The organism is Candidatus Poriferisocius sp. (assembly GCF_965204015.1).
Taxonomy (GTDB): Bacteria; Actinomycetota; Acidimicrobiia; order Acidimicrobiales; family Bin134; genus Poriferisocius.
This window is the reverse complement of the sequence record NZ_OZ241965.1, coordinates 2620381-2637135: the sequence shown is the minus strand read 5'-3', so window position 1 is coordinate 2637135 and position 16755 is coordinate 2620381. Positions and strand designations below refer to the sequence as shown.

11 protein-coding genes are annotated in these 16755 nt (G+C 63.9%); all 11 read left to right on the top strand.

Going from position 1 to position 16755, the window contains the following annotated elements:
* Positions 1 to 340 precede the first annotated feature (340 nt).
* The 11 genes from ACOGJC_RS11870 (at position 341) to ACOGJC_RS11820 (ending at position 16749) form a co-directional block, all read left to right on the top strand.
* Entirely contained in the window at positions 341 to 3505 is a 3165-nt protein-coding gene (locus tag ACOGJC_RS11870) for a PD-(D/E)XK nuclease family protein (protein ID WP_419845207.1), read from the top strand.
* A gap of 2 nt (positions 3506 to 3507) precedes the next feature.
* Complete coding sequence (locus ACOGJC_RS11865; protein WP_419845206.1) at positions 3508 to 6858, top strand: UvrD-helicase domain-containing protein; 3351 nt, start codon at positions 3508 to 3510, stop codon at positions 6856 to 6858.
* Positions 6859 to 6870: 12 nt separating this feature from the next.
* Positions 6871 to 7674, top strand: a complete 804-nt coding sequence (locus ACOGJC_RS11860; protein WP_419845205.1) for a nucleotidyltransferase family protein — start codon at positions 6871 to 6873, stop codon at positions 7672 to 7674.
* A 3-nt stretch (positions 7675 to 7677) separates the two neighbouring features.
* Positions 7678 to 8481, top strand: coding sequence for a bifunctional DNA-formamidopyrimidine glycosylase/DNA-(apurinic or apyrimidinic site) lyase (gene mutM, locus ACOGJC_RS11855; RefSeq protein WP_419845204.1), 804 nt, complete (start codon positions 7678 to 7680; stop codon positions 8479 to 8481).
* A 33-nt stretch (positions 8482 to 8514) separates the two neighbouring features.
* The gene (locus tag ACOGJC_RS11850; RefSeq protein WP_419845203.1) at positions 8515 to 9921 is read left to right on the top strand and encodes an OB-fold domain-containing protein; all 1407 of its coding nucleotides are present in this window, start codon (positions 8515 to 8517) and stop codon (positions 9919 to 9921) included.
* 9 nt (positions 9922 to 9930) lie between these two features.
* Positions 9931 to 11109 carry a lipid-transfer protein gene (locus ACOGJC_RS11845; RefSeq protein WP_419845202.1) on the top strand — a complete coding sequence of 393 codons (1179 nt, stop codon included), beginning with the start codon at positions 9931 to 9933 and terminating at the stop codon, positions 11107 to 11109.
* Positions 11110 to 11242: 133 nt separating this feature from the next.
* On the top strand, positions 11243 to 11572 hold the full coding sequence (locus tag ACOGJC_RS11840) for an STAS domain-containing protein (protein WP_419845201.1): 330 nt from the start codon (positions 11243 to 11245) through the stop codon (positions 11570 to 11572).
* A gap of 4 nt (positions 11573 to 11576) precedes the next feature.
* On the top strand, positions 11577 to 12728 hold the full coding sequence (locus ACOGJC_RS11835) for a PP2C family protein-serine/threonine phosphatase (RefSeq protein WP_419845200.1): 1152 nt from the start codon (positions 11577 to 11579) through the stop codon (positions 12726 to 12728).
* Between the two features lie 57 nt (positions 12729 to 12785).
* Positions 12786 to 13217 carry an ATP-binding protein gene (locus tag ACOGJC_RS11830; protein ID WP_419845199.1) on the top strand — a complete coding sequence of 144 codons (432 nt, stop codon included), beginning with the start codon at positions 12786 to 12788 and terminating at the stop codon, positions 13215 to 13217.
* 68 nt (positions 13218 to 13285) lie between these two features.
* Positions 13286 to 14503, top strand: coding sequence for an ABC transporter substrate-binding protein (locus ACOGJC_RS11825; RefSeq protein ID WP_419845198.1), 1218 nt, complete (start codon positions 13286 to 13288; stop codon positions 14501 to 14503).
* Positions 14500 to 16749, top strand: a complete 2250-nt coding sequence (locus tag ACOGJC_RS11820) for a sensor histidine kinase (protein ID WP_419845197.1) — start codon at positions 14500 to 14502, stop codon at positions 16747 to 16749. Before ACOGJC_RS11825 ends, ACOGJC_RS11820 begins: the two co-directional genes overlap by 4 nt.
* The last annotated feature ends 6 nt before the right edge of the window (positions 16750 to 16755 follow it).

Genomic DNA, 16755 nt, shown 5'->3' with positions numbered 1-16755 from the left:
GATGCCGCGGTTACGGCGGTGCGAGGATGTGGCAGCTTTACGACGAGCTGTTCTGCCAAAACGGGTGGATTCTCCGCATAGATTACTTGGATGAGGATCATCCGGGTTACTGCTACCACCCAGAGCACCCAACCCAAGGCATCCACATGCCGCGTTAATTCGGGGGGGGGTTGCATCAACGATTGTTTCTTGGCGTCCAATCATCTATTCTTAGCTTTGGTAAATATAGATGATTGATATTTACCGCAGGCGGGGGCGCGGAGGGGTTCGGCGGGGCGTCGAAGCCCGTTGATGCACCAGATCTGAGGAACTGTCACTGAGGGTCTCTAGAGTCTGACCCGTGAGCATTGAGGTGATCTTCACCCCGTATGGGCCGGCTGCCACTGAGTGGTTGGGCGAGCAGATTGCCGCGCTCAAGAACGGCGACCCGTTGGCACCGGTCACGGTCGTGGTTCCCACCAACATCGCTGGGTTGGCAGTTCGAAGGGCGTTGGGGGCCACAGGCCGGGGGATTGCTGCGGTGAATTTCCTCAAGCTCTTCGACCTGGCGGAACGCCTGGCGGGGAGACAGATGGCCGATGAGCACCGCCGCAGGCCGCTATCCGAACCCGTTCTCAGCGCCAACGTGCGGATGGTGCTGAACGCCGACCCCGGCCTGTTCCGGGCCTCAGCCCGTCACCCGGCCACCGAGCAAGCCCTCGTGCGGTCGTACCGAGACTTGCGCGAGCTGTCCGAAGACCAGCTCACCGTGCTGGCCGCCCAGAGCAACCGGGCTGCCGATGTCGTCCGCATCTGCGGCCAAGTCCGAGACAAGCTAAAAGGGCGGTGGTACGACGGCCAAGACCTGAATGAGCTGGCCATCGAAGAACTGCGCTCGGGCTCAATCAGCAAAATCCTCGACGAGTTCGGCCCCGTCATCGTCCACCTGCCCCAGCGGGTCACCCGCTCCCAAGGTCGCCTCGTCTCAAGCCTGGCTCAGGTGACACCGGTTACGACAGTGGTCGGACTCACCAGACACGACAACGTCGATCACGCGGTGCTGGAGTCCGTTGTTCGCATGGGGGGAGCCGTGGACGCCATCGCCGAGACCAGCCCACCCCACGGTCACCGGATCATCAGCACAGCCAGCGCTGACGAGGAGATTCGGGTTGCCGCCCGAGAGGTGGTCAATGCGGCCCGGGACGGCATTCCCCTCAGCCGGATAGCAGTGCTCTGCGGCGGCGGGTCGCCGGTCATCCGCCAACTTCAAAGCCACCTCCAGGCGGCTCGCATTCCCTTCAACGGCCCCAGCGGAATCACGCTGGCCGATTCGCTGATGGGTCGGGGACTCCTTGCGCTGTTGAATCTGGAGAGCCGCTACTTCCGCCGAGACGAGGTGTTCGCCCTGCTGTGGACCGCGGCTCCTGTCGTACCCGGTGGCGATGAACCAGCCCCGGTGATGGCCTGGGAGCGGATATCGCGCCAAGCGGGCGTGGCCCGAGGCGCCGACCAGTGGACCCTTCGACTGGCTCGGCACGCTGCCCGTCTGCGGGAGGAAGTAGCAAAGGCAGAGCGAGACCCGGACGAAGCCGGATTCCGGGCTGAGCGGCTCTCCCGAGAGGCCGATCACGCCGACTCACTGGCCCAATTCATGGCCGAGTTGGTAAACCGCCTCTCCCCCGATCCCAGGCCCGCCACCTGGACCCAGTGGCACCAGTGGATCAGCGGACTGATCGACGACTACTTGGGCAATGACCAGGCCCGCCAGAGTTGGCCTGATCGTGAACGAGAAGCTGCTGGGCAGATCGACGGCATCCTCAGCCGGCTGGCCAAGCTGGACAAAATCGAGCACCATCCCCGACCCGACACCTTCCGCCACACCCTGACATCGGAATTGAGTAACCCCACTGGGCGGATCGGCCGGGTGGGCCATGGCGTGCTCACTGGGCGGATTGGCGACTCGCTGGGAATGGAGCTGGATCGGGTCATCCTGGTCGGCCTGGCTGAGGGCACCTTCCCCCACAGCCCCCTCGACGATCCGCTGCTGCCAGACAGGGAGCGCAAAGCGGTCGGCGACGATCTGACCCTGCTCTCCGACCGGCTGGACGAACAGCACCGCCACCTCTTGTGCGCGCTGGCCTCAGCTGAAACTGCCACGTTGGTCTACGCCCGAGGTGACACACGACGCGCCTCCGAACAGCACCCTTCACGTTGGCTGTTGGATACCGCTTCGGCCTTGACAGGCCAAGCCGTGGACACCACCAGCCTGGAGAGCCTCAGCAGCCACGAGTCTGCCGCCTGGTTCGAGCACGTCGCCTCATTCTCGGGAAGGGTGGCGAAGGCCGACTTCCCGGCCACTGATCAGGAGTTCCGCCTGCAAGTCCTGGTCCAATCCGACCACTCGTCACCGGTTGACGACCTCGTGCTGGCCCGAGGCGCCGCGTTGGTCAAGGCGCGATCTTCAACCCTGTTCACCCGCTTCGACGGCAACCTGGCCGGCCTCGACACATCCGACTTGGCTCCCGATGCCCTGTCGCCCACCAGCCTGGAGGCATGGGCCGACTGCCCGATGCGCTACCTGTTCCGATACGTCCTGCGGGTGCAAACCGCCGAACAGCCAGAGGAACTGCTGGAAATCTCGGCATTGGAGAAGGGCTCGCTCATCCACGAGGCACTCGAGAAGTTCATGAAGGCCCAGATAGCCGCTGATGCGGTACCGCCTCCCGGTGGGCAATGGAGCGAGCAGCAGCGACTCCAGCTCGAAGATATCGGCCGCAAACTCTGCGACGAAGCGGAATCGAAGGGGCTCACGGGCGCACCGGTGTACTGGGAACACCAGAGAAACCGGATCATGGCCGACCTGAACCGCTTCTTGGACGAGGACGACCAGCAGCGCCAAGAGCTCCACGCCACCCCCATCGCCACCGAGCAGGGTTTTGGAATCCGTGGTAGCGATCTGGAGGCCGTTCCAGTCGAATTGCCCGGCGGGCAGCAGATCCGATTCACGGGCCAAGCCGACCGAGTAGACCGCATCCACAACCAGGGCCTGCTGGTCACCGACTACAAGACCGGCAGGGCCAACCGATACCGGAGGCTGGACGAGAGTCGAGATCACCGCGACGACTGGGATCCCGTCCAGCGGGGTACCCGGCTCCAACTCCCAGTGTACGGGCTGGCCGCCCGAGCCCACAATGGTCAACCTGGCACACCGGTGAAAGCCCAGTACTGGTTTGTCACCGACACCGGTGGCTTCCAGACCTGCGGATACTCCCTGGACGAGCGGGTGCTGGACCGCTTTGGTGAGGTCGTGGCCGCCATCGTCGACGGCATCGAAGCCGGGGTGTTCTGCGACCGGCCCGATCCAGACTCGACCGGCGGTCCCTTCAGCCAGCGCTGCGATTACTGCAACGCCGACCGGCTCGGTACCGAGGACCAACGCCGTGCCTGGGAGCGGAAGCAGGACCAAGCAGCGCTCGCCAGCTACCGCTACCTGGCCGAGCCGCCACCGGATAGCCAGGCCCGCTGACCATGCTTGTTTCCGAGCGCGCCATCCGCGACAAAGCCGACCGCAAGGCCATCGAAACCGACTTGGACGCGACCCTCTTCGTGGAGGCCGGGGCCGGATCGGGCAAGACCACCGCCTTGGTCGACCGGGTGCTGGCCCTGCTTCATGCCGGGGTGGCCATGGAAAACATCGCAGCCATCACCTTCACGGAGAAGGCGGCCGATGAGTTGAAGAACCGCCTGCGCCTAAAGCTGGCTGAGTCCAAACGTCACCCCGAGGCCCTCGACCAACTGGACGGGGCGGCCATCACCACCCTTCACGGCTTCGCGCTCCGCATTCTGTCGCAGCACGCCATCGAGGCCGAACTGCCCCCTCGCATTGAAGTCAGCCCCCTCGACGCCTTCCAAGACCGCTGGGAGGAGACCCGCACCCGCCTGCTTTACAGCGCCGACCATAAGCAGGCGCTGAGCCTGGCCCAGACAATGGGCATCAACATCGGGCACCTTCGGAGCCTCGCCCAAACGCTCGACGACAACTGGGATTTGGTGCAAGAGCGGATGGGCGCCGAGTCCCCGGCGATTGGCCCGGTAACCCTGCCCGATGTCAGCGACGTATGCCGTCAGCTTCAAGCCGCGGCTGACCTCGCCCACCACTGCCTCAATGACGACGACAAGATGCGTCTGCGGCTCGATGAGGTCGGGCAATGGGCGAGTCGATTGGCTGCGGCCCTCGACGACAACGAGGAGACCACCCACGTCTTGTTCGCAACCAAGCCGCCCAGCTTCCGGGTCGGCAGACTTGGCCGGAGGGGCAACTGGCCCGACGACCACCCGCTCGATGAGGTGCGCGGCCAGGTGGGAGAACTCGAAGCAACCGTCGATGAGGCCAAGCAGCTGATCGCCAGCGCGGTCATCGAACGGCTGACCCTGGCGCTGGCCCAATTCACTTTGGAGGCCGCCGACGACCGCCGACACCGGGGGGTGCTGGAGTTCCACGACCTGCTGGTGATTACCAGAAACCTGCTCCGTCATCCTCAGCACGGCAGCGGAGTCCGGGCCGCGCTGGCCGCTCGCTACCAGCGGCTGCTGCTGGACGAATTTCAAGACACCGATCCCCTCCAGATCGATCTGGCCAAGCTCATTGCCACACCCCCAGAGGACACCTCAAGCTGGACCCAATTGAGGGACAGTCCTGGCCGACTGTTCTACGTGGGCGATCCCAAGCAGTCCATCTACCGGTTCCGCCGGGCCGACATCGCGCTGTTCACCGAAGCCGGGAACGCATCCACCGTCACACGGAAGTCGCTGACCCGTAATTTCCGGTCCGCCGAGCCCCTGCTCACCTGGATAAATGGCGTGTTCGAGGGCTTCATGGCCCCGCCCGCCGAGCGCGCTGAGCATGTCCAACCCCACTATCAGGCCCTCGACGCTGTTCGAGGCTCTCCGCCGCAAGGTCCACCGGTGGCGGTGCTGAACACCGAGCATCCCAAGGCGACCAGCATGGCCACGTTGCGAGAAATCGAAGCCGACGAGGTGGCCGAGGCCATTCTGACCGCCGTAGGCCAAGGCTGGTCGGTGGGCGATGGCAGAAGTGAGAGCGGCGAAGAGCTCTGGCGCTCGGCCCGGCTACAAGACATCTGCATTCTCCTCCCGTCGCGCACATCGCTGCCCCAACTGGAACCCACGCTCCAACGGCATGGCATCCCGTACCGGATCGAAGCCGGCTCGCTCATTTGGGCCAGCCAAGCGATCCGGGAGGTGATGGCGACCGTCCGAGCGCTGGCCGATCCCACCGACGAGGTGGCCCTTGTCAACGCCTTGCGATCCCCGGCCTTCGGCTGCGGCGACGACGACCTGTATACCTTCAAGGTTGTCCACCAGGGCCGATGGAACTACCAGGCCCCACGGCCTGAGCCACTGCTCGCCGACCACTCAGTGGGTGAGGCGATGGACTGGCTGGCTGAGCAGCACCGCCAAGTGCGTTGGTCGAGTCCCAGCGAGGTGCTTGAGCGCATCGTGCGAGAACGGCGGCTCATGGAATCAGCTTGCTTCGGCCACTACCGGGCTCGCGATGTGTGGCGCAGCCTGCATCTTGTGATCGATCAAGCCCGGCAGTTTGAGGAGGCTGGAGGTCGCGGTCTGAGGGAGTTTGTCTCCTGGGTGGAGCGCAAAATCGACGAGCGGGCTCGGGAAACCGACGTGATCTTGTCGGAGACCGACGACGACGCCGTCCGCATCACCACCGTCCACGCCTCCAAAGGCCGGGAGTTCCCCATCGTCATCCTTTCGGGCACCCACACCAAGTCACCCCCGATGACCTCCAACCTTGTGTGGCCCCGAGACGGCGGCTTCGGCGTGCGCTTCAACAACGTCCTGCGGACTCAGGTCTTCGCCGAGCATCAGGAGCAAGAAGACCAAATGGACGGCGCGGAGAAGGTGCGCTTGCTGTACGTTGCCCTCACTCGGGCCAAGGATCACCTGATCGTGTCCGCTCACCGGCCTGAGTCGGATGACCTAGACGGTGATGAGAACAACTCAGGAGCATCCATGGCTGAGTTGGTGGCGGCCAACGCCACCAACTTGCCGGAGGCAGAGTGGCAACCCGTGGCCTTGCTCCCAGAAGCCGGAGCCGATGGCATCCACCAGCCGGTGGATGACTGGCGCAGCAGACGGGATGCCGCGTTGGCAGCCGCCCTGCGGCCACTGGTCATGAGCGCCTCAGCTATCGCCAGCCCAGCAGAGGCTGCCGACTCGGAGGCTGACGATCTCCCTGGACTGGCCAAGGACGGGCCCAGCGACGGCGACGACCAGCGGTCGCCATGGCGCAAGGGCCGATACGGCACGAAGGTGGGCAGCGCGGTTCACGGTGTGCTGCAAACCGTGGACTTGGACGCCAGCCCCGACCGTCTCGGCCCGGTGGCTGAGGCCCAAGCCGAAGCCGAGGGTGTTTCCGAGGCCCGAAGCACTGTTCACGCCCTGGCCAAGTCCGCATTGGAGTCCCACACCGTGCGAGAGGCAGCCACCACCGAGCACTGGAAGGAGCTGTTCGTGGCCGCCCCAGTGGAAGGCACCGTGGTGGAGGGTTATATCGACCTGCTGTACCGGACTCCAGATGGCCTGGTGGTGGTGGACTACAAGACCGACTACATCCCCGACGAAGATGTAGATGCGCTTGAAGCCAAGATCGACCGCTACCAGTATCAGTTGGCCGCCTACTCCTTGGCAGTTGAACAGGCAGTGGGCGAGCAAGTGACCAACTGTGTGCTGGTGTTCGCCCGAGCCGGCCGGCCCGCTGAAGAAGTCACAATCGCCGGCAGCGAACTCGCCTTGGCCCAGCAGGAGGTCCGCCGGAGGCTGGTCGACGCCGCGGCATAGGGTGTGAAGCGGATGTTCACGTTGGTGGTGATGGCTGCGGGGTTGGGGTCGCGATTCGGTGGGACCAAGCAGCTTGCCCAGGTGGGGCCCAACGGGGAAGCCTTCTTGGACTTCGCCATCGCCGACGCCCGGGCTGCGGGCGCTGATCGGGTGGTGCTCATCGTGCGAAGCGACATCGAGGCCGACGTCCGCCAGCACTTTGCGGCTCGCGGCGGTCTGCCCGGCGATCTCGATATGGCCTATGTGCGCCAAGACGAGAATGGCCCATCCCGGCCCAAACCGTGGGGCACCGCCCACGCCGTTCTGTCGGCCGCCGAGGCGGTTTCTGGGCCGTTCATGGTGTGCAATGCCGACGACTACTACGGCCCTACCGCCTACGCGGCCCTCGCCCGCGCCATTCACGGGATGGCTGACAACGAGGCCTGGCTGTGCGGCTACCACCTCGACCACACCCTTCCCGCTGACGGCACGGTGACCCGCGGCGTCTGCCAGGTGGACGGTGACCGCCTCACCGGGATTGTGGAACGAGAAGGCATCTCTCGAGCCGACCACACCTTTCCCGAAGACACCCTCGTCTCCATGAACCTGTGGGCCTTCTCCCCAGCATTCCTCGACGCCCTCCAAGCCGGCTTCACTCGCTTCCTGAAGCAAAACCAAGACAGCCCCTCTGCCGAATACCTCCTCCCCACCGCCGTTGCGACAGAAATGGAAGGTGGCCGGCTAACCGTCAGGGTTGTCACCACCGAAGAAAACTGGATCGGCGTCACCAACCCCGACGACCTCGAAGTGGCCCGTGCGGCCCTCAAGTCCCGCTGACCCATGCCCGAGCTGCCCGAAGTCGAGACGATCCGCCGTCAGCTGGCCCCCCGACTCCACGGTCGCCGCGTCAACGATGCCCACTCCCATGAGTCGGTGAAGTTCACCCCCGCCAAAGAGGCAATCGGCACCACGTTCCAAACACTCAGCCGCAAGGGCAAGTACCTCATTGCCAGCTTGAACGACGGCCGGGAACTCATTGTCCACCTGGGCATGACCGGCTCGCTGACCATCGTCGCCCAGCCCCCCGACGACGACCTCTACATTCGGGCATGGTGGCAGCTCGACGGCGATGAGACCCTGATCTACCGGGACGTCCGCCGATTCGGCCGCATCCGTTGCGTGCCCGCCGGCCAATACAACACCATCCCCACGTTGGCCGCCCAAGGCCCCGACGCCCTCAGCCCCGACTTCACGGCGGAGGGCTTCTACCAAGCCCTCCGCAACAGCCGCCGCCGCATCCCCACCCAACTGCTCAGCCAGAAGCCGGTGGCCGGCGTGGGCAACATCTACGGAACCGAGGCTCTGTGGATGGCCGGAATCCATCCGGCCAAGCGCCAAATCAGCCGAGCAGCGGCCGCAAGACTCCACGCCGCTCTCGTGGAGGTGCTCGAAATCGGGTTGGCCAATGGCGGAACCACGCTGCGGGACTACCGCAACGCCGACGGAGGCGAGGGAAGCCATCAGCACGCTCTGGCCTGCTATGGCCGCTCTGGTCAATCTTGCCTGCGCTGCGCCACAACGCTCCAACACCGCGTCTACGACGCTCGCACCCTTACTTTCTGCCCCCATTGCCAGCCGCGTTAGTGTCATCCCGGCTGGCAGGAAGACGAGGAACCCATGAGCGATGAGATGACCGACGCGCAGAAGGAGGCGTTCGTCGCCAAGCTGCGCCGAGAGGTTGGGAGCACCGGCACCCCGACGACCGCCCGCGACCCGGTCAATCAACCCATGATTCGCCACTGGTGCGACGCCATGGAGGACGCCAACCCCCTCTACACCGACCCCGATGCAGCCAGCACAGGCCCCCACAAGGAGATCACCGCCCCTCCGGCCATGCTCAACGCCTGGACCATGATCGGTTTGGTCCCCCGGGTCAACGACCCCAAAGACCCCGCCTCCGGCGTGTACGCCATGCTGGACGAGGCCGGCTACGTCGGCGTGGTGGCCACCAACTCCGAGCACGTCTACCACCGCTACCTCAAGCTGGGCGACCACCTAACCGGCGTCGTGAAGCTGGTGGACGTTTCCGACGAGAAGCAGACCGCTCTGGGCATCGGCCACTTCGTCACCACTGAGACCGAGTACCACGACCAGCACGGCAACCACGTCGGCTCCATGTTCTTCCGCATCCTCAAGTTCCGCCCCGGCACCGGGCGCACCGCCGGCTCCGGCGACGGCGACAGCTCTGCGGAGCGCCCGCCCCGCCCCCGCCCCAGCCGCAACCAGGACACCGACTTCTTCTGGCAGGGCAGCCGGGCCGGCGAGCTGCGCATCCAAAAGTGCCTCAATTGCGGGTACCTCCAGCACCCGCCCGGCACCCGCTGCCCCGCCTGCGGGTCCACCGACATGGGCTACATCACAGCCTCTGGCAAAGGAACTCTGTACTCCTACGTCGTGGCCCACCACCCCCGGGTGCCCTCCTTCGACTACCCCCTCAACATCGGGCTGGTGGAGCTGGAAGAGGGCGTCCGCCTGGTCACCAACATCACCGACTGCGACCCCGATCAGCTCAAAGTGGGCATGCCGCTTCAGGCCTGGCATATGCAGACCCACGAGGATGTGAGCCTCCCGGTGTTCCGGCCCGCCCGGATCCCCCGCAACCCAACCACGCTCACATTCGACGAGGTGAGCGTGGGCGACGAGCTCCCGCTCTGCCCGATCCCGCTCACTCCCACGCTGATCGTGTCCACCGCCATCGCGTCGCGCGACTACCAAGATGTCCACCACGACCGGGACATGGCCATCAAGAAGGGGTCCGAAGACATCTTCATGAACATTTTGACGTCGAGCGGCCTCTCGGCCCGCTACATCAGCGACTGGGCCGGTCCCGATGCCGTGTTCAAGAACCTGAAGATCCGCCTCGGCGCCCCCAACTACCCCTACGACTGCATGACCATGTCGGGATCGGTCACCGCCAAGCGGGAAGCCGACGGCGAGGCCATCGCGGAAATCTCCTTCCGGGGTCAAAACAGCCGGGGCCCCCACGTGTCCGGAACCATCGATCTGGCCCTGCCCCGCCAGTAGGAGATCACCATGACCCTCAAATACGCCTACCACTCGGCCATCGCCGGCATCGGCGCCACCCCGTTCACCAAGGACTCGGGCCGCACCCCCATGGACCAGGCCGTGGAAGCCTGTATGGCCGCCTGCGAGGACGCTGGCCTACCCCCCGAGAAGGTCAACGGCTTCGTGACCTACTCGGCCGAGCAGAACCCCGAGATCGAAGTGGCTCGCAACTTGGGCATCAAAGACTTGACCCACTTCTCCATGGTCCACCACGGCGGCGGGGCGGCCTGCGGGGTGGTCGCGGTGGCCTGCCAGGCCATCTACTCCGGCGCCGCCGACTACGTGCTGTGCTACCGGGCCTTCAACGAGCGCTCCTGGCACCGCTTCGGAGCCGGAGTGCAGGACCGGCCGGCCGGTGCCGAAGCGTCTGAGGTCAGCTTCTCGTGGAGCTCGCCCTTCGGATTGGTCACCCCGGCCTCATGGGTGGCCATGTTCGCCACCCGCTACATGCACGAATACGGGGCCACCACCGAGGACTTCGGCCGCGTGTCGGTAGTCGACCGGGATTTCGCGGCCACCAACCCCTACGCCCACTTCTTCCAGCGGCCCATCACCCTGGAAGACCACCAGAACAGCCGCTGGATTGTGGAGCCGCTGCGCCTGCTCGACTGCTGCCAGGAGACCGACGGCGCCCAAGCCCTGCTGGTGACCACCGCCGAGCGAGCCAAAGACCTGAAGCAAAAGCCCGCCGTCATCGCCTCGGCCGCCCAGGGAGTAGCTGAAGACCAGCACATGATGAAGAGCTACTACCGAGACAGCATCACCGGCATCCCCGAGATGGGGCTATGCGCCGACCAGCTCTACCAGTCAAGCGGCCTGTCGGCCGACGACATCCAGACCGCCATCATCTACGACCACTTCACCCCCCTGGTGCTCCCCCAGCTTGAGGAGTTTGGCTTCTGCGATCGAGGCGAGGCCAAGGACTTCATCCGCGACGGCCACTTGGGGCGGGATGGCCGCTTGCCCATCAACACCAACGGGGGCCAGCTCGGCGAGGCCTACATCCACGGTCTCAACGGCATCGCCGAGGGTGTGCGCCAAATTCGGGGCACTTCGGTGAACCAAATCGACAATGTGGAGAACGTGTTGGCCACCGCAGGAACGGCGGTTCCCACTAGTGCGCTTATCCTCTCCCAGCCCCGATAACGCTCCCGATGCGACGAGTCTCTTGTATTATCTGCAACTCCCTAGGCATCACTCTGCCCTGAGCCCATTAGCTTGTGTATGATTCCGGCTGACAGAATGACCCAGGACAGGACCCAACGAGAGAGGCCCAACTATGGAATTCAGCCACGACCGCTCCGGCGACACACTGGTCGTCAATGCTTCCGGCCGGGTCGACGGATCCAACGCGTCGGATTTCCTGGAGTCGCTGCAAGGAATGTTCGATCCCGGCGACCAGAAGATCATCCTGGATCTCGGCGGTCTTGAGTACATCAGTAGCGCCGGGCTGCGCGTATTGCTCATGGCGGCCCAGAACCTCGACAAGCAGAACAAGTCATTCAGCATCTGCTCTCTGACCGAAGCGGTGGGCGATGTGTTCCGCATCAGTGGCTTCGATCAGATCATCAACGTTTTTCCATCGGTAGAAGACGCCAAACAGGGGTAATCCCTTGACCCAGACCTACAGGATCCTGGTCGTCGACGACGAGCCGGATCTTGAGCCTCTGATCTTGCAGCGGATGCGCCGCCAGATCCGGTCGAGCGAGTACGAGTTTGTCTTCGCCCAGAATGGGGTGGAGGCACTGGAAAAGCTCAACGCCGATCCAACCATCGACATGGTGCTGTCGGACATCAACATGCCCAAGATGGACGGCCTCACCCTTCTCCAGCAGCTCCCCGGGGTCGACCCCAATCTCCGGGCGGTGATCATCTCCGCGTACGGCGATATGGACAACATCCGCACCGCCATGAATCGGGGCGCGTTCGACTTCGTCACCAAACCCATCGACTTCGACGACCTCAAGATCACCATCAGCCGCACACTGGAGCATTTGGCCGAGTGGCGGGAGGCGCTTTCGTCCCGGGACCAACTCGTGGCCCTCCAAAACGAGTTGAGCATCGCCAGCCAGCTCCAACAGTCCATCCTGCCCAAGAACCCGCCGGTCACCGAGACGTATGAGGTCTCGGCCAACATGGAGCCGGCCCGCAACGTAGGCGGCGATTTCTACGACTTCTTCAAGCTCGACGAGCAAGTCGGCCTCGTCGTAGCCGACGTATCCGACAAGGGCATACCGGCATCGATGTTCATGATGTCCAGCCGGACCGCTCTGAAGGGAGCGGCCATCGGCGTCCGAGACCCCGAGAAGGTGCTGGAGGAAGTCAACAACCAGCTCCACCAGGACAACCCCACGTTCATGTTCGTCACCCTGATCTATGCCCTGTTCAATCCAGACAGCGGTTCGCTCACCTATTCCATTGCAGGCCACGACCCCCCGATGCTGGTAAGCGCAGACGGCACTGTCACCGAGCTGCCGCTCACCAAGGGCGTGGCACTCGGAATCGCCCCCGACATCGTCTACACCCAGGAGACGGTCACCTTGGCCCCGGGCGACACCGTCATTTTGTTCACCGATGGAGTGACCGAGGCCATGAACGCCGACAATGAGCAGTTCGGGTTAACGCGGCTGGCGGACGTGTTCGACGGCAGCGCGCCCGACAGCGCTCTAGCCGCCAACGATGCAGTATTCGAGTGTGTACGGAATTTCGCAGGTGACGCCCCCCAGTCCGACGACATCACTTGCCTGACACTTCGACGCCCCTGATGTTCACCCTTCCCGACCGGTCGCTGTCTCCCGTGCCCGACATGAAGGGCTGGTGACATGCAACGAACCCTGCACCTATCCCACCCGCCGGAACAAGGCCACCCCTCCGACGTCTTGCCGCTGATCGAGGACATCCTCAATGAGATGGCTGAAGAGGGCAACTGGCCGATGACGCTGACCATGCGGGCCAACCTGGTTCTGGAAGAGTTGGTGCTCAACACCCTTACCCACGGCGACACCAGCGGTCTTACGAAGATCGATCTCGAGCTGGAGTCCAATGACCATGCGCTCACCATCCGCCTCACCGATGACGGATCGCCATTCAACCCGCTCACCGACGCCCCCGAGCCCGATGTCACGCTTCCTTTGGCCGAGCGGCCCATCGGAGGGTTGGGGGTCTATCTGGTGCGGACCATGGGCGAGGAGTTGGAATACCGCAGGGAAAACGACCGCAACCATCTCAAGCTCGTCGTACACCCTGAGTCGTGAGGCATTCGGCGCAAAGAAACCTGCCTAGAGCGCGGCTAGCTGCCCTGGCAATCGCCGCTGTTGCCGTCGTGCTGTCGGGGTGCGGATCGAGCGGTTCCGATTCCACAACTCCCGATGCGACCCCCACCGCGGATCCCCAAGCAACTCCAGACGCACCGGTCGCCAGCGGCGTGCCCGGCGTCTTCGACGACCGGGTGGTGTTCGGACAGTCGGCCGCATTCAGCGGTCCCGCCCAAGAGCTGGGCATCAACATGAACCTGGGAATCATGGCCGCGTTCGAGGAAGCCAACCGAAACGGTGGCGTCCACGGACGCACGCTGGAGCTCGTCACCCGAGATGACGCCTATGAGCCCGAAGCGGCCATCACCAATACCCAGGCGCTGATCAACGACGAGCAGGTTTTCTCCCTCATCGGCGCGGTGGGCACGCCAACGTCTCGTTCAGCAACTCCGGTCGCCGCCGAGGCGAACATCCCCTATGTGGCCCCGTTCACCGGGGCTGGATTCCTTCGCGACGACCACTGGGAGAACATCATCAATCTCCGGGCCTCCTACGCCCAGGAGACCGAGGAGATGGTCGAACGCTTGACCACCGATTTGGGCATTACCCGCATCGCGGTGATGTTCCAGGACGACTCGTTCGGACGAGCGGGGTACAACGGAGCGCTGGCCGCCCTCGAACGCCGGGGAATGAGCCTGGTGGCCACCGGCGTGTATCCCCGCAACACCACCGCGGTAAAATCGGGGCTGCTCGACCTGAGGTTGGGCGAACCGGAAGCGGTGATCCTGATCGGCGCCTACCAACCCTTGGCTGCCCTCATCTCCTGGGCCCGCCACATCGACTTCGATCCCATCTTCATGACGGTCTCCTTCGTGGGGAGCAACGCGTTGGCCGACGAACTCGGCCCCGGTGGCGAGGGCGTGTATGTCACCCAGGTGATCCCGTTCCCCACCGACCTGTCGATCCCGGTGGTGGCCTCCTATACCGCGGCATTGGCGGCGTACGACCCGAACGCACAACCGGGCTTTGTATCCTTGGAGGGCTATATCGCCGGCCGAATGGCCATCGCAGGGCTTGAAGGGTGCGGCGCAGACCTCACCCGCGACTGCTTCTTGGAAAATATATTGGGTGCTGGCCTCATTGATATTGACGGATTCGCCATGGACTTCGGTGAGGAAGAAGACCGGAAGCTGGACAACCAAGGATCGGACGCTGTCTTCTTGACCGTCATCGACGCCAACGGGAGCTACCGCTCGGCGGCTTCTATGGGAGAAACCACCCCGTGACCGAGTCCACCGCCCTACCGAGTGCAGAACCGGAGGCCAATACCGGCGGTGCGCAGCGACCCGCGGTCCATCGCCGGATTTCCACCCAGCTGTATGCCGGGATCTTCGGCGCGGTGGCTCTGACCATCGTGGCCAGCATCGTCAGCTGGGTCTCATTCAGCAACGTGGGCAGAAGCCAAGACCGGGTGAGCGAGGAGAGCGTGCCTAGGCTGGCCAGCGCATTCGGGTTGGCTGAGTTCAGCAACGCCTTGGTTGCCGCCGCCCCCCGTCTCACTACCGCAACCATCGAGCAGTTTCCCGCTGTTTCCCAAGAGGTCAGCTCGGCTCAGCTGGAGTTCCAATTCCGATTCGATTCCCTATCGCTGCAAATGCCCGGTGACGAGCACATCAAGAGGATCCGAGAGTCGGCCAGAACTCTGATGGCCAACATCTCGACCATTGCCGGCGACATGTCCGAGTTCCACCGCCTGACGAGTATCACCGAAGGGCTTCAAAGCGAGATTCCGGCTCTACAAGGCGAGGCCAACGACATCATCCTTCCCGCCATCGACAACCAGCTCTTCTTCCAAGTCACGGGATATCGCGATTTCGCCTCCGAGCCGACAGATGCCATCACCCGCACGTCGGGAGACGAGTTGCTTCTCTACCGGCATCTGAACGCGTTGCAGGCCGATGTGGCCCAGGCATCCGCACTGATGGGGAGCGCCCTGATCTCGTCCTCGGCCGCCTTCGTGGAGCCTCTTCAGGAGAGCTTTGAGTCGACGGCCGACCGCATCGAAATCAGCCTGTCGGCAATCAGCGCCTCAGAAGTCGCTCCGGGGCTGGATACAACAATCAACCGCCTCCTCCAGTTGGGCGTCGGCGACGAGAGCGCTTTTCGAACCTCGGCCAACCGCCTGCAAATCATCGAGCGCCAGAACATGCTGCTTGCTCAGAACCAGACAATCGCCGTCGAACTGCTAGACGAGGTTCGATCTCTGGTGGAGGTGGCCCGCGACGAGGCACGCCAAGCCACTGAGAACTCTTCGCAGACAATCAGCACCGCTCGACTGCTCCTCGTGATCATCAGCGTCATCGGCGTGATTGGAGCGGGGCTGATCAGCTGGCTGTTCGTCGGACGTGTCCTGTTGCGCCGTATCGGGCGGTTGTCCGGCCGCATGCTGACGCTGGCCAAGGGCGACTTGGAAGACGAGATCGAGGTTGTGGGCCGCGACGAGATCGCTGAGATGGCATCAGCCCTGGAGGTGTTCCGCCGCCACGCCCTGGAAATCCAGCGGCTGAACTTGGTGGAGCAGCTTGCCCAAGAGCTGAGCGAGCGCAACGACGAACTGCAAGCGGTGCTGGAAGAGCTGAGCCAGGCTCAAGACCAGATCGTCGCTCGGGAAAAATTGGCCGCTCTGGGAGAGGTCACCGCCGGTGTTGCCCACGAGATCCGCAACCCGCTCAATTTCATCAACAACTTCTCCGCAGCGTCGGCCGAGTTGCTGGAAGAGATGGCCGAGATCTATGAGGAGCTCACCAACGACCTGTCCGATGAGGATAAAGACCTCGTCGAGGAGATCACCCAAGACCTGAACGACAACCTCCAGCGCATCCAATCGCACGGAAAGCGGGCCAACCGGATCGTTCAAGACATGCTGTTGATGGGCCGAGGCGGGGGCGAGACCCAGATGACCGACATCAACGACCTCATCCACGAGCATTCCTTGTTGGCCTTCCACAGCGCCCGAGCCCAGGATCCCGACTTCATCGTCACCCTTGAAGAGGAGTTCGACCCGGATATGGGGCGGCTGGAGGTCGTTCCCCAAGATTTGGGAAGAGTGTTCTTGAATTTCGTGGCCAACGCGGGCTACGCCACCAACAAGAAGCAAAAGGAATTGGCGGAAGCGGGCACGGTGGGGGACTACAGCCCCACCATCTTGTTGAAGAGCCACCGTACCGACGAGAGCGCCATTCTCAGTGTCCGAGACAACGGCGGCGGCATTCCACCGGACGTGGCCGCGAAAATCTTCGACCCGTTCTTCACTACCAAGCCCACCAACGAGGGCACCGGACTGGGCCTGGCGCTGTCCAACGACATCATCCGCGAGCACGGCGGCACCATCACTGTCAATTCCGAACCGGGCGAGTTCACCGAAATGGTGGTGGAGCTGCCGCTGACCCGCGCCAAGAGCACCCCCCTTGTCGAAGCCAGCGGAGACAACGGAGGCGGGACCGGAGACGACGGGGACGGAGACGGCGCCTAGCGGAAC

Excerpts from the sequence above, each read along its gene's own strand:
- ACOGJC_RS11850 (WP_419845203.1), top strand. The coding sequence starts at position 8,515 with ATGAGCGATGAGATGACCGACGCGCAGAAGGAGGCGTTCGTCGCCAAG.
- ACOGJC_RS11840 (WP_419845201.1), top strand. The coding sequence starts at position 11,243 with ATGGAATTCAGCCACGACCGCTCCGGCGACACACTGGTCGTCAATGCT.
- ACOGJC_RS11865 (WP_419845206.1), top strand. The coding sequence starts at position 3,508 with ATGCTTGTTTCCGAGCGCGCCATCCGCGACAAAGCCGACCGCAAGGCC.
- ACOGJC_RS11860 (WP_419845205.1), top strand. The coding sequence starts at position 6,871 with ATGTTCACGTTGGTGGTGATGGCTGCGGGGTTGGGGTCGCGATTCGGT.
- mutM (WP_419845204.1), top strand. The coding sequence starts at position 7,678 with ATGCCCGAGCTGCCCGAAGTCGAGACGATCCGCCGTCAGCTGGCCCCC.
- ACOGJC_RS11845 (WP_419845202.1), top strand. The coding sequence starts at position 9,931 with ATGACCCTCAAATACGCCTACCACTCGGCCATCGCCGGCATCGGCGCC.
- ACOGJC_RS11830 (WP_419845199.1), top strand. The coding sequence starts at position 12,786 with ATGCAACGAACCCTGCACCTATCCCACCCGCCGGAACAAGGCCACCCC.